The sequence below is a fragment of the Paenibacillus sp. FSL W8-0194 genome (assembly GCF_037969745.1).
Classification (GTDB): Bacteria; Bacillota; Bacilli; order Paenibacillales; family Paenibacillaceae; genus Paenibacillus_AQ; species Paenibacillus_AQ cookii.
In genome coordinates this window covers 3,380,891-3,401,859 of sequence record NZ_CP150205.1, presented here as the reverse complement: position 1 = coordinate 3,401,859, position 20,969 = coordinate 3,380,891, and the positions used below count along the sequence as shown (strand labels likewise).

Sequence of the window (20,969 nt, the reverse complement as noted above, 5' to 3'; positions counted from 1 at the left end):
TGACGAGAATGATGGGCGCCATTCGCATGCCGCGAAGGCTAAACCGCTCTTTTGCCGTCAGCTTTGTGCTGTTCGCGTTCCTGGCCGTATTCGGCGCATTCATGGCGCTGCCGCTGATCTATGCCGTAAACAACGCCTTTAAACCGCTGAACGAACTGTTCCTGTTTCCGCCGCGTTTCTTCGTCAACAATCCGACGATGGACAATTTTTACGATCTGGTGGCGTTAATGGGGAATTCCTGGGTGCCGCTGTCCCGATACATCGTGAATACGCTTTTCATTACGATCGTCGGGACCGTCGGCCATATCCTGCTGTCGTCCGCCGCGGCTTACCCGCTGGCGAAATACCGCTTTCCCGGGTCCAGGGTTCTGTTCTCCATCGTCGTCATGGCCTTGATGTTTTCCGGGCACGTGACGGCGATTCCCAACTATATGGTGATGTCGTGGCTGGGCTGGATCAATACGCACGCTTCGATTATCGTCCCGTCGCTCGCTTTCCCGCTCGGGTTGTTTCTGATGAAGCAGTTCATGGAACAAATTCCGGACGCCCTGCTGGAAGCAGCCAAAATAGACGGTGCGAACGAATACCGGATTTATTGGACGATCGTCATGCCCAACGTAAAACCTGCTTGGTTGACGCTGATGATTTTGCAATTTCCGATGCTGTGGGGCTCGGACGGGGGCAACTTCATTTACAGCGAGAACCTCAAAACGCTTCACTACGCCTTGGGCCAAATTACCGCGGGGGGGATCGCCCGTGCCGGCGTGGGGGCCGCCGTCGCGCTGATTCTGATGATCGTGCCGATTACACTCTTTATCATTTCGCAGAGCAACGTCCTTCAGACGATGGCGACCTCCGGAATGAAAGAATAGGGGGAGACTTAGCACGATGCAAATGAGCAAAACGAAAGTGAAATGGTTCCTCCTGGCTGCCCTCTGCTGCCTGCTGGGGACGAGTATCGGCGTAAACGCGGTTCATGCCGAAGGCAGCGCCTCTTACAACTATTCCTTCTGGAACGACACCGTGGCAGCGCCTGCCGCGTATGAGGCCGCGTCTTTGCTGAACGGCGCTCAGCTTGGCGTCGGTCCCTTCAAAAACCCGAGCGACATCCATGTCACGGCTGACAAGCGGATCTATGTGCTCGATTCGGGCAACAACCGCATCGTCGTCCTCGATGAGCAATTCAAGCCGGTAAAGGTGGTGAATTCCTTTGACCACGGGGGAAAGAAGGATACGTTCAACAACCCGCAAGGGATCTTCGTGACCGACCGGAAAGAGCTGTTTGTCGCCGATACGGGCAATAAACGGGTGGTTCACCTGGATGCCAACTTAAGGTTCTTGGGAGTGCTCGAAGCGCCGAAGTCCGACCTGCTGCAGGCCAATTTCGATTTCCAGCCGGTTCGGGTGGTCGTGGACAAGGCGCAGCGGATCTACGTCATGTCGACCGGCGTATTCGACGGCTTTATGGAGTTCAATTCCGACGGAGCGTTCACCTCGTTCATCGGCGCCAACCGGGTGACGGTCGATCCGGTGGAGCTGTTTTGGAAAAGGATGTCCACGCAGGCGCAGCGGAGCCAGATGGTCATGTTTACGCCTACCGAATTCACGAACCTGGACATCGATGACGAAGGCTTCATTTACGCCACGAGCGGAGACTACTCGAACAACCCGATCAAGAAATTGAACGCTCAGGGCAACGATATTCTCCGGCGGACGGGATATATCAGCCTGGTGGGCGATACCCGGTATTCAACCGATGTCGGTCCTTCGCGGCTCATCGATATCGATGTCGCCGACAGCGAGATGTATTCGGTCCTCGATTCCAAGCGGGGCAGAATTTTCACTTACAGCGGGGATGGCCATCTGATGTATATCTTCGGCGGCCTGGGCAACCAATTGGGCCAATTCAACACCCCTGCGGCGATTGAACGGGTCGGGGACGATTTTCTTGTCCTCGATAAGGCATTCGGCGAGATTACGGTGTTTCGGACGACGGCGTACGGCCGGCTGTTGAACGAAGCGGTCCGGAGCTACTACAGAGGCGACGAGGAAAAAGCGTTTGATCTCTATCAACAGGCGATCAACATGAATGCGAACCTGGAATTTGCTTATTCCGGTGTGGGCAAGGCCCTCCTTCGGAAAGGGGACTACAAAGGGGCGATGCATTATTTCAAGGAAAGCTACGATCAAGCCAATTATTCCAAGGCTTACTTGCTTTACCGCAAGCAGGTGCTGCGAGAATATTTCCCGGCCGTCATGACGGGGTTGATCGTGCTCGCCGCAGTTCTCCTGCTCTTCAAAAAGCTCCGTAAGCGGATGAGGAGACAAGGAGGTGTTACGATTGAATCGTGAGCTCGTGAAATATCCCCTTTATCTTATGGTTCATCCTTTTAACGCGTATTGGGATCTGAAATATGAACGGAACAAGCGGCATACCTTGATCACCGCTTTTATCATTTTGTTTTTGATGATCATTACGAATGTACTCGGCAACCAGTACAGCGGATTTCTGGTCCGCCTGTCCAACCCGGACGATATAAACAGCCTGATGGAAGTGGTGTACGTCGTTGTCCCGGTCTTGTTCTGGTGCGTGGCCAACTGGTCGCTGACGACGCTTATGGACGGCGAAGGGAAGTTCGTTGAGATCTTTACATCGACGTGTTTTGCCCTCGTTCCGATGATGATCATCAACTTTCCGTGGATTTGGCTCAGCAATGTCATATCGCTGCAGGAAACCGCGTTTTATTACTTCTGCAACAGCGCGGCCGTCCTCTGGACGGCGTATCTCTTGTTCGTCGGCAACATGACGGTGCATCAATATTCGCCGTCGAAGACCGTCGGGACGATCCTGCTGACGGTCGTGGCGATGGGATTCATGGCTTTTATCTGCCTGCTGTTTTTCGGACTGATTCAGCAGATGATTTCGTTCGTTCATGTCATCTACCAGGAAATCATGCTGAGAAACTAAAGAAAGGAGGAGAAACCATGCGTAAAGCCAAAAACGCCTTGTGGCTCCCGGTACTGCTCGCGGGGGTCGCGCTGGCCGGGTGCAGCGGTTCGAACACGGTCCAGTCCGGTGCAAGCGATGCACCGGCTGCCATTGAATTCACCAAGGGCCAGCCCGTGAAGGCCGCCTTCACCGATGCCCGGGCAGAAGGCATGAAAGGCGTGGCCGAAAATGAACGGCTGCGGTTGTTCGTGGATGAGCAAACGGGCGTCATCGCCGTTCTGAATAAACAATCCGGCGAGATGTGGTATAGCAACCCGCCGGAACGCGATAAGGATGCGCTTGCGTCCGGGGTGAATAAAGGCATCCTTTCGTCCCAGCTGAAAATAGATTATTACAACAATTTCGGCCAGGTGAATTCCATCAACACGTTCACCGACAGCGTCTCGCACAAGCAGATCAAATTCGAGCCGATCCCAAACGGGGTAAGGGTCACGTATCAGTTCGGAACGGCCGTGAAATCGGCGGCCGATTTGCCGATGATGCTCAGCAGCGAACGAATCGAGGCGATGCTGGGCAAGCTGGACAAAACGGGCCAGCGGGCGCTGAAAATCGCCTACAAAGAGGATCCGGATAAAAAAGTATATGTCCGCAACGACAGCGCCTTAAACGGGCTGCAGCTCGATCGTGCCTTTAAGGCATTCGAAGATGCAGGATATACCGAAGAGGACCTGATGAAAGACATGGAGGAGCTGCAATTCACGCAGGAAAAGCCGGAACCGCGGATTTTCCTGGCATCGATCGAATACGCCCTGGACGGCGGCAGCCTAATCGCCAAAATTCCGGCATCCGGCATTCAATACCCGAGCGCCTATCCGATCGGGAACATTTCCTTCCTCAGCTTTTTTGGAGCCGGCAGTTCCAAGGAGCAGGGGGCGATCTTCGTGCCGGACGGCTCCGGCGCGCTCATCCATTTCAACAACGGGAAGAAGCAGTATCCCGCTTACCAGCAACCGGTGTACGGGGAAGACCTGACGATGAAGACGATCGAGGATGCCAAGAACGAGCAAGCGGTTCGTCTGCCGGTGTTCGGGATCATTCGCGAAAGCGGCGCGATGCTCGGCATCATCGAGGAAGGCGCCTCGGCTGCGACGATCCATGCCGATATCAGCGGAAAGTTGAACAGCTATAACTATGTGTATCCAAGTTTCAATGTCGTCAACAAGGGCGATGTGTCGCTGCAGGCAAACGGTCAGGAACGCACGTTGCCCAGGTTCCAGGAACGTCCGACGAAATCGGATTTTACGGTCCGGTACGCTTTTTTGAACAAAGAAGAGGCGTCTTATCAAGGATTGGCGCGGTACTATCGGCAGTATCTCGAAGATCACGGCGGATTGCCCAAGCCGAAGCCGGCTGCGGAAGCGGAAAATATGCCGTTTTACCTGCAATTGGTCGGCGGCATTGCCAAACAGAAGCATGTCGCCGGCATCCCTTACCGGACGATTGAACCGCTCACGACGTTCGAACAGTCGCAGGACATCATCAACCAGATGAAAAACCGGGGCATATCCAACATTAAGCTGAAATATTCCGGCTGGTTCAACGGGGGGATGGATCATGAGGTTCCGGATCATGTTTCGGTCGACAAGGCTGTCGGCGGCAGCAAAGGTTTGCGTAACTTCATCTCCTTCACCCGGGAACAAGGGGTTTCTTTTTATCCTGACGTTGCGGTCCTGACCGCAAATACGGGGAAGGGATTCAACGAGAACGCGAATGCCGCCAGAACGTTGAGAGGCGTTCCTGCCGCTCTCTATCCGCTGGATCAGGCACTCAATCGAAGGGACCGGACTAAATCGCCGTCTTATGTTGTATCCCCACGGCTTACCGTATCCTATACCGAGTCGATGCTGAAGGGGTTGAAAGAATACCAGCCGGGCGGCATTTCGCTACGGGATCTCGCCGATCGGCTCAATAGCGATTACCGGAAGCACGATCAGCTGGATCGAACCGAATCCGAGAGCATATCGATTCAGGCGCTGGGCAGCTTCTCGCAGGCGAATCCGAAGGTCATGGCGGACGGCGGCAACGTTTATGCGCTTCCATATTTATCGGATATTACGAACGCGCCGATGTCAGGCAGCCATTTCAAGATCGAGGACGAGGAGATCCCGTTCTACCAAATGGTCATTCGCGGGTACGTCGACTACACGGGCAGTCCGTTTAACCTGTCGACCTATACGGATGAGCGGCAGTATATCCTGAAATGCCTCGAATACGGAGCGGGCGTGTATTTCGAATGGATCCATGAACCGAACGATAAAGTGAAGGATACGGAATACAACGACCTGTACGCCGTCCATTACAAGCAGTGGATCGATCAGGCCGCCGCAATGTACCGCGAGGTGAACGACGTGCTGAAGAAGGTCCGGAATGAGCCGATTACGGGTCATGAGAAGCTTGGCGAAGGCGTATTCAAAACCGTGTACGGGAACGGCACGTACGTCATTGTCAACTATAACCGCACGGATGTGACGGTGGACGGCCGAACGGTGAAAGCCGAGAGCTATTTGACGGGTGGTGTGCAATCATGAAGTCCATACTGAAATTCGGCATGAAGCGGCGGACGTACGCCGAACAGAAGGCACTCTGGGGTTTTATCTACGTGCTGCCATGGCTGCTTGGATTCCTCCTTTTTTTCCTGATCCCGCTGGTCTCTTCGTTAAGGTACAGCTTCAGCTCCATCGAAGCCAATGCAAACGGCATGAAAATCAGCTTCATCGGCATCTCCAATTACGTGGAAGCCCTTACGGTCAATACGAGCTTTAACCGGACGCTGACGACCTCGATCGTCAACATGGTCATCAACGTGCCGCTCATCGTGATTTTCAGCTTGTTTTTGGCTGTGTTGCTGAACCAGAAGTTTGTTGGCAGAGCCATTGCCAGATCGATCTTTTTCCTTCCGGTCATTTTGGCTTCCGGGGTCATCGCGAATTTGGAGACGACCAGCCTGGTTCAAGCCATCAACGAGCAGAACGCCGGCGGCGCCGTGAGCGGTCTGGGGACCAGCGAGCTGACGCGGATCATGCTCAATTCCGGCGTCAGCGAAAACGTCGTCGCGTACCTGACCAGCGCCGTGGATCGCATCTACCAGATCGTCAGCCAGTCGGGCGTGCAAATTTTGATCTTCCTGGCGGGGATCCAATCGGTATCCCCCCAGCTTTACGAGGCATCCAAGATCGAAGGAGCGACAGGTTACGAAGCGTTCTGGAAAATCACGCTGCCCATGGTCAGCCCGCTCATCCTGGTCAACGTGATTTATACGATCATCGACTCGTTTTCCCGGAGCGAAATGACGACGCTGATCCGGGAAACGGGGTTCACGAATTTCAACTTCGGCCTCAGCTCGGCGATGGCCTGGATCTATTTCCTGGCGATCATGGTCATTTTGTCCATCATTACGTTTTTCATTTCCAAAAGAATTTTCTATCAAGAATAGAAGGAGCGTGAGCAGCGTTGATCATCGCCCGTTTGTTGTCGCTCGAAAGCTGGAAGCGCTGGTTATGGACCGTCGTGCGGCTGGTCCTGATGGCAGGACTGTCGTTTGTCATTCTGTACCCCATTCTTCAAAAGATTTCGACGGCCGTCAAGGACAAAAGCGACCTGTATTCGCCGATCGTCATCTTTATCCCGGAGCATTATTCGCTGGACAATTTCAAAAAAGCCATCTCGATCATGGACTACTGGCATACGCTGTTCAATACGTTTACGTTATCGGCCATGACGACGATCCTGACAGCCGTGTCCTGCGCGTTTGCAGGCTACGCCTTTGCGCGGCTTAAATTCAAAGGCAGCAACTTGCTCTTTGGAGGCGTCATCCTGACCATTCTGGTACCGCCAACGACCATTTTGATCCCGATCTACATGAATTTGAAGGATTTCAGCCTCATGGGACTGATTCCGCTGCTGACCGGGAAGTCCGTGAACCTGCTGGATTCGTACTGGCCTTTCTTTCTTACCTCAGTCACCGCAAACTCGCTGAAGGCAGGTCTCTACATTTTTATTTTCAGGCAGTTTTTCCGGGGTATCCCGAAAGAAGTGGAGGAAGCGGCTTATATCGACGGGGCGGGCGTAAGCAAAACATTTATGCGCATCATGCTGCCCAATGCCGTTCCGGCCATCGTTACCGTGCTGCTCTTTTCGTTCGTATGGCAGTGGAATGACAGCTTCTTTACGACCACGTATTTAACGTCGGGCAAAGTGATGTCCACCCAACTGGCGTCGCTGCCGCACAACCTCTCCATCATGCTGGAGGGCGGGGTTGCGACCAACAAGGATCCTTTCTATATGAGCATGGTTCAGGATACCGGCATCCTGCTGGCGATTCTGCCGCTGATCATTATTTATTTGTTCGTGCAGCGTTACTTTGTGGAAAGCATCGAGCGGACCGGCATCGTCGGGTAACGTTGGATACATTCAGCGCGTCTTTCGGAATCAAGCTGTAAATGCTTGGTACCTGAAAGACGCTTCTTTATGCCATGCCGGCAGCGGCTCATGGCCGCAAATGAGCTGATTGCCGGTATTCACGTGGCGTACAGCCCACGATCCGCCGAAATTGTCTGGAGAAATGCTCGACGTTTTTGTATCCGCACAGCTCGCTGATATCGGCGATTCGGAGCGACCCGTGGCTCAGCCTTTCCTTGGCGAGACGGATTCTGCACTGGATCACGTCCTCCATGCAGGAAATCCCGAAGGTCGCCTTATACAGCGTTTGCAGGTACCCGGGGCTCAAGTGAACGTCATCGGCCATGGAGGGGACGCTCCATTCGCCGCCGGGACGGTTATGGATCGCTTTGCGCAAATCCAATAGTTTCTGGTAATGCGGCGACTGCTCCTTGGATTGAAAAGCTTCGAGCAGCTTGTTGAACAAGAGCCGAAACAGGTAGTCGATGGAGAGTTCCCGGTAATCGCAGCTGAAAAAATTTTCGGTGGCGAGAAGCTGGAACAGTTGGCGGCAGTATCCGGGATCCGGGACCGGAATCGGAATGCCCCGCGGAAACGGCGTCTCCAGAACGTAGGCTTCGTCCGTTTCGAACCGCACCCAGTCGTTCACAAAGGGGCCTGAACAGGCACGGTACATGATCTTTTGGCGAGGGGGAAAGAGAACGGCGCAGTTGGCCGGGTATTCCCTGATTTCTCCTTGGACCCAGAACTCGGCCGGCGTTTGCGTCAGGATCAGCAGCCAAAAGTCATGTCCTTCCGGAATATCGTAAATAAAGTCGCCAGGATGGGCGGCATCATATCCGACATAGTAAATGGATGTGGTCATCGCAATCTCCAATCTTAGAATAGATCAAGTTTCTGTCAGCATAGATCATTCATTTGATGAGGTATCCTATTTTATAATTTCATAGTAAACGCAATATAAAGTCAATAGAACCACAAGAAGCGGAGGAAGCCTCTGTTTATGTCGTTGTATTGAAATGATCAATTAAAGGTGAGGTCCATGCCATGATACCAAAAAAGAAAAGCGAGTTTATCGAGGTGCTATGCTACACGCGCATCCCGCAGGAGGATCGGATTTATGCGCCCAGGCTGGCATTCAGCATGCATCTTGCCTATCGCGAGGACGGCAAGCCTTTCCAAGCTTTGAACCATAATTCAGGCGTCTTGTTCGCCAAGGCCACCCAACATGAGAACGGGACGCTCCGAGCCAAAAGCTTGAAAAATCCGTATCTCTTCCGCATGGCCGACGGAACATTCGGCGTCGTTGCCGTACGGACGGAGGCGGATGGCCAGCAGGATGAGGAGAGCCGAGGGGCAGTGCTGTTTTTTACTTCCGACGATTTGCTGCAGTACCAAGAAATCGGGCTGATCGATCTGCAAAGCGAAGCCTGCGTTCGCGATGTCGCTTGCGAATATGATGAGTCGAGCCAAGCCTACGTCATCCGCTGGAGCGACGAATACGGGGGGCATTACCGAAACAGGGTCCAGGATCTTTTTGACCTTACCTGTGCAGGTGTCCCGGAAACGGCGGAGGCGTTTACGCTGGAAGGCGTATCGGCCGAGATCGAAGGCATGCGGCACCGAAACGTGATCCGCGTTCCGCGGGAAACGGCGGACCGTCTCATAGGCCGGCTTTCGGTTCCCGAGAATGTCGCCATTGAAGTTCCGGATCGGATCGCGGCTAACTCGGCCGAGGATTTGAAGACGCTCAAAGCGACCGCGGTATATAGCGACGGCACCACGGCTCCCAAGTCCGTGGACTGGGACACGGCGGCGGTTCGCTGGGATCAGGCCGGGACTTATCGGGTGAAGGGAAGGGTTCGTCAGGAGCATTATGCGTTTCCGATCGCGGCGAACCGGGCGGACCCATGCATCGCGAGATGGAACGGCAAGTATTATTTCATCGCGACCAACGACGCCGACGGCAATCAAACCTTATCTATCAGGGAAGCGGATACGATATCCGGTCTGATTCAGGCCGGCGAGTCCTTAATTCTCGATACGAAGACCTATGATCACATTAAAGGGCTGTTGTGGGCGCCCGAGCTGCATATCATCGGGGGCGAGCTGTACATTTTTCATGCGGCAACGACGGGCGAGTTTTTCTATGAAGAGTGTCACGTGATGAAGCTCCGCGAGGGAGGGGACCCTGCCTGCGCGGCAGACTGGTCGATGCCCCGGCGCGTCGTCAAGAGAGACGGAACCGATTTATGCGAGGCTGGCAAGGTGATCTCCCTGGACATGACGGTCATCCAAGTGAACGGGGAATGTTACGCGGCTTGGTCGGAGCGGCAGTTCGTGCCCGTCGATCTTGGAGCCTGGATTTATATCGCGAAACTAGATCCGAAAGAGCCGTGGAGGCTGGCGAGCGACCCGGTACTGCTGACCAGGCCGGACTTTGGCTGGGCCAATAACCATACCTTCGTCGATGAGGGGCCGTTTGCCCTGATCCGGGACGGCAGGATCTTTATGACCTTTTCAAGCGCGGCGATCGACGCGACGTATTGCGTAGGCCTGTTGACCGCCGATGCGAATGCGGATCTGCTGAATCCCGGCAGCTGGACGAAGGGCAACTATCCGCTGCTGACGTCGAGAAGCGTTCCCGGCGAATACGGCCCCGGCCATAATTCCTACGTGACCGATGATGAAGGCGTCACTTGGAACGTCTACCACGCCAGACCGGGAGTAGAGGAACCCAGAGGTACCGGAATCCGCCGCGTTCATTTCGGCATGGACGGATATCCGGTGCTTGATTTAACGGAAGAGCGGGATTTGAACCCGGCTTTGGCCGAGGTGTCGATCGAAGTCATTGTAAAACGCGACTAGGAAGGGGCAGAAAGAGCATGTATCCAAATCCGATTATATGGGCCGATTTTCCGGATCTTGACGTGATCCGGGTAGAGGACACGTATTATATGGTCAGTACGACGATGCACATGATGCCGGGCTGCGTCATCCTGCGCTCGTACGACCTGATTCACTGGGAAGTGGCCTCTTATGTATACGACGTATTGGACAATACGCCGGCACAGCGGCTCGAAGACCGCCAGCATATTTACGGGCAGGGCATGTGGGCGCCGACTCTGCGTTACCACAAGGGAAAATTCTACGTCATCTTCGTGGCGAACGATACCCGCCGAACCTATCTGTACACGGCAGATTCCGTATCCGGTCCATGGATGAAACAATACATCGAAGGGTTTTATCATGACTGCTCCATCTTGTTTGACGATGACGGCCGGGCGTATTTGATTTACGGCAATGCCGAAATTCACCTGACCGAATTGAAGGAGGATCTGTCCGGGCCCAAGCCCGGCGGGCTGAACCGCATCATCGTCAAAGAAAGCGAGCCGTATCATCTCGGATATGAGGGCGCCCACTTTTATAAGATCGACGGCAGGTATTACGCCTTCTTTATCCATATTTCGAAGGCGGCGGGTCGCCGGACGCAGGCCTGTTTTGCGGCGGATTCCCTGGAAGGGGAGTTTACGGGCGGAGAGGTCTTTAACGACGACATGGGGTATTTTAATTCGGGCGTTGCGCAGGGAGGCATCGTGGATACGCCGGACGGGAAATGGGTGGCCGTGCTGTTTCAGGATCATGGCGCCGTCGGCCGGATTCCGGTGCTCGTTCCGCTGCGCTTGGAGAACGGTTTTCCGGTATTCGCCAAGGAAGCGCCCAAAATGATCGAATTGCCGAGCACAAGACCGGGTTATTCCTACCGGCCATTGATTGGAAGCGATGACTTTCATTACACGCCGGACGAGCGCGGCAAAGTACGCTTGAAGGATGTCTGGCAGTGGAATCATACGCCTGACGATGCATTATGGTCCGTAACGGACAAGCCGGGAGTCTACCGGATCCGATCCGGAAAGCTCAGCCCCAATTTGACGTTTGCGGTCAACACGTTGACGCAGCGCGCCATTGGGCCGGCATGCGAAGCGACGGTCACGCTGGACGGCAGCGGTCTGAAGGATGGCGATTATGCAGGGCTGTGTTTCCTGATCGGTACGTACGGCCTGATTGCCCTGACCAAGGAAGCCGGCCAGTCGTATCTGGTCATGTTGGCGAGAGAGCCGCAGGATCGTTCCATATTCGGCAATTTGGTAGACGAGAAGCCCGGCACCGAATTCGCCCGGATTCCCGTCTCCGGAGACGTCGTCGCGCTCAAGGCGGCCGGCAATTTCGTGAATAACGCGGACGAGTGCATGTTTTATTACCGGGATGGGGCGGATTGGAAACAGCTCGGGATCACGCACAAGATGATATACAAGCTGGACCATTTTATGGGTTGCCGCATCGGTCTGTTTTTGTTTTCAACCCGCGAGATCGGGGGAACGGCCGACTTTTCCGATTTTCAATACCAGGTGCTCTCTTAACCCAATATTATTCGAATCGTGCAGGAAATCGTAAGGACGTTCCCGCGGGAATGTCCTTGTTTGCACATGATGTTCTTTCGAAAGCCGCCGGCTGCGGCCGCAGGGAACCATATTTTCCCGGGTAAGGACACGGTCAACGGCAGGTTGTTTCGCGGCGAGGCGACGGCTAGACTTTGGGATGAAGGTGTGTGCCGTAAGTCGCTTGCCTACTAGTTAGGGAATTTCCGCTAAGGAGGGGGATTGGTTTTATATGAGGTTGCGTGAAGCGTTTCAAGAGCATTTCTTGGTGGGGGCCGCCGTCAATCCGGTCACATTGGACACGCAGCGAGATTTGCTTATCGAGCATTTCAACAGCGTGACTGCCGAAAATGAAATGAAGTTCGAAAGGCTGCATCCGTCGCAAGATCAATATACGTTTGAAGCGGCGGATCGCCTGGTGTCTCTGGCCAAAGCCAATGGCATGGGGGTCAGGGGCCACACGCTGGTCTGGCACAATCAGACGCCGAAATGGGTGTTTGAACATCAGGACGGCAGCCCGGTTGACCGGGAGACGCTGCTGGCCCGCATGAAATCTCACATCGACACGGTTTTGTCCCGTTACAGGGGAGATATCTATGCCTGGGACGTGGTGAACGAAGCGGTGTCCGACAGCGGCAGCGAACTGCTGCGGCCTTCAAAGTGGCTGGACATCATCGGCGACGATTTCATCGCCAAAGCGTTTGAGTATGCCCATGAGGCGGACCCGAGGGCGCTGCTCTTCTATAACGATTACAACGAAGCCGTACCGGAGAAAAGGGAGAAAATTTACGCGCTCGTCAAATCGTTGCTCGAGCAGGGAGTCCCCATTCACGGCATCGGGCTTCAAGCGCACTGGAGCCTGCATCATCCGTCCGTGGACGATATCCGCCAAGCGATCGAACGGTATGCCAGCCTCGGCTTGAAGCTGCACATTACGGAGCTGGATGTCTCCATGTTTGCGTTCGATGACCGGCGGACCGATCTCGCGGCTCCGACCGAAGAGATGCTTGCCCTTCAAGCGGAACGTTACGGGCAATTTTTCCGGTTGTTTCAGGAATACAGCGAATATATAACGTCCGTCACTTTTTGGGGGGCTGCAGACGATTATACCTGGCTGGACCATTTCCCTGTGCGCGGCCGGAAAAACTGGCCCTTCCTGTTCGACATCAAGCATCAGCCCAAGCCGTCTTATTGGAAGGTGCTTGAAACCATATGAAAAGTCGCCTAAAGGCAAAACCAACGTCGCTTTCCCGGTTTTCGATCCCGGGGTTCGAATAGGTGCTGAATCTCATGCTCCATTGTAGGGCATTTCAATAAAAACGCTTTTCGGAAAGGGTTGATCGGGATGATGATAGAAAAGGCTCCGGTCGGATTCGACCGGCCCAGGGAAAACATAACGCGCGGGAACATGAATACGGTGGAATATTTCTCTTCGACGGTCGGGAATTCCCGAAAAACGATGGTTTACACCCCGCCAGGGTTTTCCGAAGCAAAGAGATATAACGTGCTTTATCTTCTGCACGGCATAGGAGGGGATGAAGCGGAGTGGTTTAACCATGGGCATCCGGAGGTCATTTTTGACAACCTGTATGCCGACGGCAAGCTGGCGCCCATGATCGTCGTATTACCCAACGGCCGCGCCATGCCTGACGACCGGGCGACGGGGGATATTTTCAGCGCCGACAAGGTTAGAGCATTCGAGACGTTCGAATCGGATTTGCTTCACGATCTGATCCCTTTTATCGAATCGAATTACCCGGTGTTCACGGACCGCGGAAACCGGGCGCTTGCAGGGTTATCGATGGGCGGGGGGCAGTCCTTGAATATCGGGCTGCATTATCTGGACCGTTTCGCATGGATTGGGGCTTTTTCTCCTGCCCCCAATACGAAGGCACCCGAACTGCTCGTCCCCAACCCGAAGGAAACGTCGGCGAGTCTCAAGCTGTTATGGCTTTCATGCGGTGACCGGGACGAACTCTTATCGATCAGCACCCGGACGCACGACTATTTGGCCCGGCACGAAGTTCCCCACGCGTGGTACATTACAAAGGACGGCGGTCACGATTGGCCGGTTTGGAAAAACGATCTGTATTATTTTAGCCGGCTCCTTTTTCAAGACGTTTCGAGCGGGGACGAATGAAATTATCGAACCATCATCCATATAGGAAGCGGACAAAAAAGGCCGGTCATGGGTTTTCACCCATGACCGGCCTTTCCGGCTTTACGCTCAGTTGATGATCCGCTCGCGCCAGTTTCGAGCCCGGGACATTTATCGGTTCGAAACTTTCCGCTCACGGATGACGTGCTCCAGCACGGCAAGCACCGGTTTGCTTTTGATCGGCTTGCTGATATAGTCGTCCATTCCCGCCGCAAGGCAGATTTCCCGGTCATCCTTCAGGGCGTTGGCCGTAACCGCCACGATCATCGGGCATTGATCCTTCGGCACGGTGGCCCTAAGCTTCCGGGTGGCCTCCAGTCCGTTCAGTCCCGGCATTTGCACGTCCATGAATACGATGTCGTAGGATGCCTGTTCCACGGCCCGCAGCACGTCATGCCCGTTGGTCACGACGGTGACCGCATGCCCCTGCTTCTCTAAAATTTTCCTCAATACGATTTGGTTGATTTCATTATCTTCGGCAATCAGAATCTGAAGCGGGTCCGGCAGCGATTCCAGCTGATCGTCGCATGCGCTTTGTTTGGGGGGCTGATGATATTTCTTCAGCAGAACCGTAAATACGAACGTCGTGCCGGGGCCTTCTTTTTTCTCAACCCATATGTTGCCGCCCATCACGTTGACCAGCTTTTTGCTGATGGCCAGACCCAGGCCCGTGCCTTCGTAGTTGCGGGTCATAAAGTTGTCTACCTGGGAAAACGGCTCGAAGATCGCTTCCAGCTTGTTGTCCGGAATGCCGATCCCCGTGTCGGAAACCTTGAACTCCAGGTCGATCAGGTCTCCTTCCTGGTAGAGCTTTCTCGCGCTGACCGAAATCCCTCCATGCAAGGTAAACTTGACGGCGTTGCCGACCAGATTCATCAACACCTGCTTCAGCCGTTTGGAGTCGCCATACAGCAGGTCCGGGATGTCGTCGTCCACGGCGAAGGTCATTTCCAGCTGCTTCGCGCTGGCTTTGGCGGACAACACATCCAAAGTTTCTTGAATGCACTGCTTCACGTCTAGCGCATCTTCTTGAAGCTCGGTCATCCCGGCTTCGATTTTGGAGAAATCGAGAATGTCGTTGATGATCGACAGCAAGGTTTCGCCGCTTTTGCGGATAATCTCGATATATTCCTTTTGCTCGTCATCCAGCTCCGTCGTCGTCTCCAACAGATCCGTCATTCCGATGACCCCGTTCATCGGCGTGCGGATTTCATGGCTCATCATCGCCAAAAATTCGCTTTTGGCTTTGTTCGTGTTTTCGGCAAGTTCTTTGGCAATGATCAGCTGTCTTTGCTCGGTGAAATCCTTGGCGATGATATAGAAGCCTACGTTTTTGTTGTTAATGATGATCGGAGCGATTGTCGTAATGACTTCGACCAAATGGCCGTCCTTATGCCGGATCGTCTTGATCTCCTGCTCGACGGTCGGATTGTTCAGCGCCTCCCGCAAAACCCGCCGCAGGTTATACTCCCCGATGAAACGGGCGATGCTTTTGCCGGCCATTTCGCTGACAGGGCAGCCCGTCATTTGCTCCGCCCGGGTGTTGGCGTTCAAAATGTTGCCGCTTAGGTCGAGTGAAATGATCGCATCGTGGTTATATCTTTTTAAGGAGGTATACCGTTCAACCGTTTCCTGCAGTTTTTGCTCGGCGGCTTTATTTTTGGATATATCATTCAGCGTCACGATGTAATAGAGAGGAGTCCCCTCCGGATCAGGCATGATGGATATATGTACGGATGCCCAGACAATCTGCCCGTTCTTCCGCATATACCTGCCTTCGACGTCGATTTCGTTCTGTTTGGGATAATTCTCGAACAGCGTCCTGATTTGGCGGATGTTTCGCTCCAGGTCGTCAGGGTAAATCAGCTTGTCAAAACGTTGTTTGTTCAGTTCTTCCAAGGAATACCCCAGGATACGGGTGAGTGCCGGATTTGCTTTGACGAGCACCCCCCGGAGCGTAAACATGGCAATGCCAAAAGGAGCATTGTGGTATACATGCTGCAAATAGGAGTACTCCTCCATCGGTATTTTTTCCATTTTGCGCCTCCATCCCCGATATGTAACTCCGCTTAGGGTTTCCGCCTAAGGGGCAGTGATTTGGTGTTTGATTTCGTCATTAGGACCATAGACCTAGCGTTCATGGCCCAAAGATCATAATTTCGCTTATAAAGTAGATATAAACTAAAACATAAAATTTGAACCTCTCCATGTCCGATTATACAGGATTGTGACAAAAATTATAGACATGCTCCATCGATTCGGGAAGCGAAGAAAAAAAGAAACCCCGAAAGGCCGGCAGCCAATCAGGATTTCTTCAGTCTTCTTCCTATATAATTATGCTCTGATCCCCAGCAGCTGGAGAATATGCGGTTCGATTTTTTCCGGCTCTTCCGTCGGTCCAAACCGTTTCACGACCTTTCCGCTGCCGTCGACCAGAAACTTCGTAAAGTTCCATTTGATCGCTTTGGAGCCAAGGAGGCCCGGGGCTTCCGAGGTCAGGTGCCGGAACAGCGGATGGGCGTTATGGCCGTTGACGTCGATTTTGGCGAACAGCGGGAAGGACACCCCGAAATTCAGCTCGCAAGCCTGGGCGACCTCCGCGTCCGTTCCCGGCTCCTGGTTGGCGAATTGGCCGCAAGGAAAACCGAGAACGGCAAACCCCCGCTCCTTGTATGCATCGTACAGCTTCTGCAGCCCTTTGAACTGCGGAGCGAACCCGCATTTGGTCGCCGTATTGACGATGAGCAGCACTTGGCCGCGATACGGTTCCAACGTCTGTACTTCTCCTTTAATCGTTTGAACCTCGATATCGTAGATTGACATGATACCCTCTCCTCCTGAGTCCGTTATAATTTTGTGCAATTAGATTGTATACAATTCAAATGACGAATTCAAGCTGTTTTTTGATCTTTGACGTGTCCAAGTTCCAAATGCTATAATATTTCGAATAATAAATTGCATACAATTAAATGGCAGGTGAGATAGATGCAGCCTAACGAATATATGAAGCTGGAACATCAGCTTTGCTTTGCTTTTTATACATGCTCCCGCGAGATGATGAAGCTGTACCGCCCGCTGCTGTCGCCGCTTGGACTGACGTATACTCAATACATCACGCTGCTTTCCTTATGGGAACGGGACGGGGTGACCGTCAAAGAGCTCGGTGCAAAGCTGTTTTTGGATTCCGGAACGCTGACGCCGCTTTTGAAGAAGCTGGAAGCGATGGGGCTGATCACGCGAACCCGCGACAAGGAGGACGAGCGCAGCGTGATCATCGAATTGACCGCCAAAGGACAGGACTTGCGGGAACAAGCCGCGGAAGTTCCGACCAAGCTGTACGCCGGTACGGATGTTCGGATCGAAGACATTCAAGCGATGCATGAACATATTCAATCCTTCCTGCGGAAGATGGGCGAAGTTACCGGGGGAGGGGAAGCGGAACGATGAAAGGGTTAGCCCTGATACCGCACGACCTCTCTACTTCGAAAAATCATGCTTAAGAGGCATAATAAGCGGGGTGACCCGCAATGCCTTTCGACTGAATAAACTCGTCCGAATCCTCCATAATAGGGAAGTACACCCAAGAAAAAATGGAGGAATGAGGCATGCTGGACAACCTTGAAAGCAGCTACGACTGTTCCCGTGCAGGGGATGACCTGCATCAACTCAAGGAGGAACTCGCTTCGCTCCGCGGTCTGGGCAGGGAAGACCAAGAGACTCAGGAGCAAATCAATCGGCTTGAAAACCAAATTGCGTTTATTATGAATAAATGCGACATCAACCATTAAATATGCACAAGTACCCGTTTTCAGGCGTTTTTAACCCGAGCTTGAAAGCGGGTGTTTGTTTTTTCGTGCCTCGCTTCATCTCCGATCATGGAAAAAAAGCCTTGAGTGAATGCGCGATAAGGGAAAAGCCGGAAGTAAAACGTTACAGGCAGGTGGTCGTTGAATGAAAACATGGTTGATTTCCCTGATGACGGTGTTCGTTATGTTGGCTGCTCCAGTTCATGCCAATCCTGAATACGAAAAATGGGGCGCAATAGCAGTTAAAGAAGCACAAAAAAGGTACCGGGCTGACATCATCGACTATCGGCATTTGGGGAGAATTGAACGGACGCCAAACGAATCGGAGGAGCGATTCAAACTTTGGGTCAGAAACAAGGAAGGCCGCGAGTTCGGAGTGTACGTGTTTATCCGTTTCGATCCGTCCACCGACGCCATCCATTCGATTCGGTTTTCCGAATCCGAACGGTGAGCGGGCAAGTCCTGCATGTCCAATGAACAATACTGGATTGCCATGACCAAAGGCTGCCGCGGAAGCGGCAGCTTTTTTAAATGAGCTTCCCCCGCATTGACGCTTGGCCATGATCGTCGTAACCTTGACTTGAGCGATTGCCGAAAGTTCGTTCATAGCCATGTTTTCGAATGGCGGCGAATCTCTCCATGGGGAACGCAGCAGCGATTCTGCGGCAAAAACGATGTAAAAGGAGAGGGCATATGGGAACCGGTAACAGGATAGGCACATACGGCTTTCGATTTTCGGCTCCGGACCATTTGGCGCTGTGCAGCTTGTTTGCGGTTGGGAGGGACGCGGTGCAGAGTCCGGCTTACCGGTGGGACGGGTATACGCGGAAGGACGGACCGTTGTTGTTATTCCAGTATACGATCGAAGGCGAGGGCGTTTTCGAATCGGGCGCCGAAGCGTACCGGATTGATGCGGGACGGGCGTTTATGGCCGAAATTCCGGGGGATCACCGGTATTATTTTCCGGAGGGCGGACCCGAGTGGAGCTTCATGTTCATCCTGATGCGGCCGTCGCTGATTTTGCCGAATTGGCAGGAAGCGAAAAGCCGGATGGGGCAAGCGCCGCATCTGCCTGCGACCAGCCGGCCGATCCGCCTGCTGGAGGACATATGGGAGCAAGCGAACGACGGCCGGATCACGGATCCTTTTACAGCCTCCTCTTATGTGTACCAGTTCGTGTCCGAACTGTGCCGTTTTGCGACCGCGCCGCAAGGTGAACGCCGGCATTGGCCGGAAAAGGTGCGTCAGGCTGCCCGCTATATCGACACGCATTACGGCAGCATGATCAGCCTGGATCAGCTGTCGGAGAGGCTCGGAGTGTCGAAGTACCATCTGCTCCGCACGTTTGCGGCCGCGACCGGCGAAACGCCAAGCGAATATTTGAACCGGGTCCGCATCGAGCAGGCGATGCGGCTGCTTCGGCAAACGGACCTCGGCATCGAACGGATTGCCGAAGAAGTGGGGTATTCCGGAGGGAGTTATTTTATTAAAGTGTTCCGGAAAATGACCGGCCGGACACCCGGGAGCTTCCGGTCGGAACAGGGTCAGCTGACGCTCAGCCGGTTGTATTTTGATTAGTCTCCGGAACCGCAATATTTTGCTATTTTCCACGAAAGATTACTATAGAAACGTGATTCCTCCGAACCTTATGATAGGGACATACAGCAAATGAATGCTATTTAAGGAGGAACGACATGCAGCATCATTCCTATGCACCGACGCCCCCGATGGGGTGGAACAGTTGGGATTGTTACGGCGCCGCCGTTACGGAGGAGGAAGTTCGCGGCAACGCCGAATATATGGCGAAGCACTTGAAGGATTATGGATGGGAGTACGTCGTCGTCGACATTCAATGGTATGAGCCGGGGGCGAACTCGGATCTCTACAGACCTTTTGTCCGGCTGGAAACCGACGGTTATTCGCGGCTTGTTCCGGCGGTCAACCGTTTTCCTTCCGCGGCAGGCGGCAAAGGGTTCAAACCGCTGTCGGACTATGTGCATAGCCTCGGGCTGAAGTTCGGGATCCACATCATGCGCGGCATTCCGCGGCAGGCGGTCCATGACAATACGCCGATCAAGGGGACGGAGGCGACCGCCCGGGACATAGCCCATCCCTGTTCCTTCTGCGGCTGGAACACCGACATGTACGGCGTCGATGCTTCCAAGCAAGGCGCGCAGGAATATTACAATTCGCTGTTCGAGCTTTATGCCGAATGGGGCGTCGATTACGTCAAGGTGGACGACATCGCGGCTTCATGGCTGCACGGAGGGCCGCATTTGGCGGAGATCGAGCTGATCCGCAAGGCGATCGACCACGCCGGCCGTCCGATGGTGCTGAGCCTTTCACCCGGGCCAGCGCCCGTAGAGCACGCCGATTTTTTTGAAGCGAATGCCAATATGTGGCGGATGACCGACGATTTCTGGGATCGGTGGCCGCTTCTTTTGGACATGTTCGACCGCTGCGAGGCATGGCAGGGACGCCCGAAACCCGGCTGCTGGCCGGATTGCGACATGCTCCCGCTGGGGCGCATCGGCGTCCGCGCCAGCCACCCCGACCGGATGACGAACTTTACGCGGGACGAACAGCTCACGATGATGACGCTATGGACGATTTTCCGCTCGCCGCTGATGTTCGGGGGAGAGATGCGCGACAATGACGAGTGGACCTTATCCCTCCTGACAAACCGCGACGTGTTATACATGCATAAGCATAGCTTCGGTGCCCGGCAAGTGAGCCGCGGGAACGGCAAGGCGGTGTGGACGGCCGAAGGGCCTGACGGGGAACGTTACGCGGCACTGTTCAACATCGGCGAAACCGCCGCGGAAGTCTCCGTTCCGCTTGCCGAGTTGGGGATCGACGGAGGCGCGGATGCGAAAAACCTGTGGACCGGAGAAGTATGCGGCCATTTGGAAGACGCGCTGCAATGGACGATTCCTCCGCATGGAGCGGCTTTGTTTCAATTGACGGCCGGATGACAGCGAAGTCCGGAGCCTATAGGGCGCCCTCGGCATTTACGAATGCCGAGGGCGTTTTTGTATGGAGGGATATCTGTTGGAATTGTTATTTCTTGCATGAATACCAAGCGATGTAATCATAATAGCAGGAAGAGAGATCGCTGAATAACGCCGGGTTCATCGCAAAAATACATCGTTTTTCAA

18 protein-coding genes are annotated in these 20,969 nt (G+C 53.9%); 15 read left to right on the top strand and 3 right to left on the bottom strand.

Annotated elements, in window-relative coordinates; all coding sequences use genetic code 11:
- Nucleotides 1–8 precede the first annotated feature (8 nt).
- Genes MKY58_RS15305 through MKY58_RS15280 form a run of 6 tightly spaced genes read left to right on the top strand, consistent with a single transcriptional unit; the run spans nucleotide 9 to nucleotide 7,408 of the window.
- The gene (locus tag MKY58_RS15305; RefSeq protein WP_036711630.1) at nucleotides 9–872 is read left to right on the top strand and encodes a carbohydrate ABC transporter permease; all 864 of its coding nucleotides are present in this window, start codon (nucleotides 9–11) and stop codon (nucleotides 870–872) included.
- 16 nt (nucleotides 873–888) lie between these two features.
- Nucleotides 889–2,352: a hypothetical protein gene (locus MKY58_RS15300; RefSeq protein ID WP_339321035.1), complete on the top strand. Its 1,464-nt coding sequence runs from the start codon at nucleotides 889–891 to the stop codon at nucleotides 2,350–2,352.
- Nucleotides 2,342–2,968: a Yip1 family protein gene (locus MKY58_RS15295; RefSeq protein WP_339321034.1), complete on the top strand. Its 627-nt coding sequence runs from the start codon at nucleotides 2,342–2,344 to the stop codon at nucleotides 2,966–2,968. The genes MKY58_RS15300 and MKY58_RS15295 overlap by 11 nt, the downstream gene beginning before the upstream one ends.
- Before the next feature lie 17 nt (nucleotides 2,969–2,985).
- A complete protein-coding gene (locus MKY58_RS15290; RefSeq protein WP_339321033.1) occupies nucleotides 2,986–5,538 on the top strand; it encodes a DUF5696 domain-containing protein in 2,553 nt (850 codons plus the stop codon).
- Nucleotides 5,535–6,443, top strand: coding sequence for a sugar ABC transporter permease (locus MKY58_RS15285; RefSeq protein WP_036711547.1), 909 nt, complete (start codon nucleotides 5,535–5,537; stop codon nucleotides 6,441–6,443). The genes MKY58_RS15290 and MKY58_RS15285 overlap by 4 nt, the downstream gene beginning before the upstream one ends.
- Before the next feature lie 17 nt (nucleotides 6,444–6,460).
- Nucleotides 6,461–7,408 (top strand): carbohydrate ABC transporter permease, encoded by a 948-nt coding sequence (locus tag MKY58_RS15280; protein ID WP_339321032.1) that lies wholly within the window; start codon nucleotides 6,461–6,463, stop codon nucleotides 7,406–7,408.
- An 88-nt stretch (nucleotides 7,409–7,496) separates the two neighbouring features.
- On the opposite strand, the gene MKY58_RS15275 is transcribed toward MKY58_RS15280, so the two are convergent.
- On the bottom strand, nucleotides 7,497–8,273 hold the full coding sequence (locus MKY58_RS15275) for an AraC family transcriptional regulator (RefSeq protein ID WP_339321031.1): 777 nt from the start codon (nucleotides 8,271–8,273) through the stop codon (nucleotides 7,497–7,499).
- A 182-nt stretch (nucleotides 8,274–8,455) separates the two neighbouring features.
- Here MKY58_RS15275 and MKY58_RS15270 point away from each other — a divergent pair, with 182 nt between their 5' ends.
- The 4 genes from MKY58_RS15270 (at nucleotide 8,456) to MKY58_RS15255 (ending at nucleotide 13,987) form a co-directional block, all read left to right on the top strand.
- A complete protein-coding gene (locus tag MKY58_RS15270) occupies nucleotides 8,456–10,276 on the top strand; it encodes a family 43 glycosylhydrolase (protein ID WP_339321030.1) in 1,821 nt (606 codons plus the stop codon).
- A gap of 17 nt (nucleotides 10,277–10,293) precedes the next feature.
- On the top strand, nucleotides 10,294–11,829 hold the full coding sequence (locus MKY58_RS15265) for a glycoside hydrolase 43 family protein (RefSeq protein WP_339321029.1): 1,536 nt from the start codon (nucleotides 10,294–10,296) through the stop codon (nucleotides 11,827–11,829).
- A gap of 250 nt (nucleotides 11,830–12,079) precedes the next feature.
- Nucleotides 12,080–13,063 (top strand): endo-1,4-beta-xylanase, encoded by a 984-nt coding sequence (locus MKY58_RS15260; RefSeq protein WP_339321028.1) that lies wholly within the window; start codon nucleotides 12,080–12,082, stop codon nucleotides 13,061–13,063.
- 129 nt (nucleotides 13,064–13,192) lie between these two features.
- Complete coding sequence (locus MKY58_RS15255) at nucleotides 13,193–13,987, top strand: alpha/beta hydrolase-fold protein (protein ID WP_339321027.1); 795 nt, start codon at nucleotides 13,193–13,195, stop codon at nucleotides 13,985–13,987.
- A 129-nt stretch (nucleotides 13,988–14,116) separates the two neighbouring features.
- Here the strand turns inward: MKY58_RS15255 and MKY58_RS15250 are convergent, their stop codons facing one another.
- Nucleotides 14,117–16,042 (bottom strand): PAS domain S-box protein, encoded by a 1,926-nt coding sequence (locus MKY58_RS15250; RefSeq protein WP_339321026.1) that lies wholly within the window; start codon nucleotides 16,040–16,042, stop codon nucleotides 14,117–14,119.
- 297 nt (nucleotides 16,043–16,339) lie between these two features.
- Nucleotides 16,340–16,828: a glutathione peroxidase gene (locus tag MKY58_RS15245; protein WP_339321025.1), complete on the bottom strand. Its 489-nt coding sequence runs from the start codon at nucleotides 16,826–16,828 to the stop codon at nucleotides 16,340–16,342.
- Between the two features lie 162 nt (nucleotides 16,829–16,990).
- Here MKY58_RS15245 and MKY58_RS15240 point away from each other — a divergent pair, with 162 nt between their 5' ends.
- From MKY58_RS15240 to MKY58_RS15220, 5 genes are all read left to right on the top strand, one after another.
- Nucleotides 16,991–17,452 (top strand): MarR family transcriptional regulator, encoded by a 462-nt coding sequence (locus tag MKY58_RS15240; RefSeq protein ID WP_339321024.1) that lies wholly within the window; start codon nucleotides 16,991–16,993, stop codon nucleotides 17,450–17,452.
- Nucleotides 17,453–17,610: 158 nt separating this feature from the next.
- The gene (locus MKY58_RS15235) at nucleotides 17,611–17,793 is read left to right on the top strand and encodes a DUF2524 domain-containing protein (RefSeq protein ID WP_339321023.1); all 183 of its coding nucleotides are present in this window, start codon (nucleotides 17,611–17,613) and stop codon (nucleotides 17,791–17,793) included.
- A 163-nt stretch (nucleotides 17,794–17,956) separates the two neighbouring features.
- Entirely contained in the window at nucleotides 17,957–18,262 is a 306-nt protein-coding gene (locus tag MKY58_RS15230; protein WP_339321022.1) for a DUF3889 domain-containing protein, read from the top strand.
- Between the two features lie 242 nt (nucleotides 18,263–18,504).
- Nucleotides 18,505–19,389, top strand: a complete 885-nt coding sequence (locus MKY58_RS15225; protein WP_339321021.1) for an AraC family transcriptional regulator — start codon at nucleotides 18,505–18,507, stop codon at nucleotides 19,387–19,389.
- 116 nt (nucleotides 19,390–19,505) lie between these two features.
- Nucleotides 19,506–20,786 (top strand): glycoside hydrolase family 27 protein, encoded by a 1,281-nt coding sequence (locus MKY58_RS15220; RefSeq protein ID WP_339321020.1) that lies wholly within the window; start codon nucleotides 19,506–19,508, stop codon nucleotides 20,784–20,786.
- Nucleotides 20,787–20,969 lie beyond the last annotated feature (183 nt).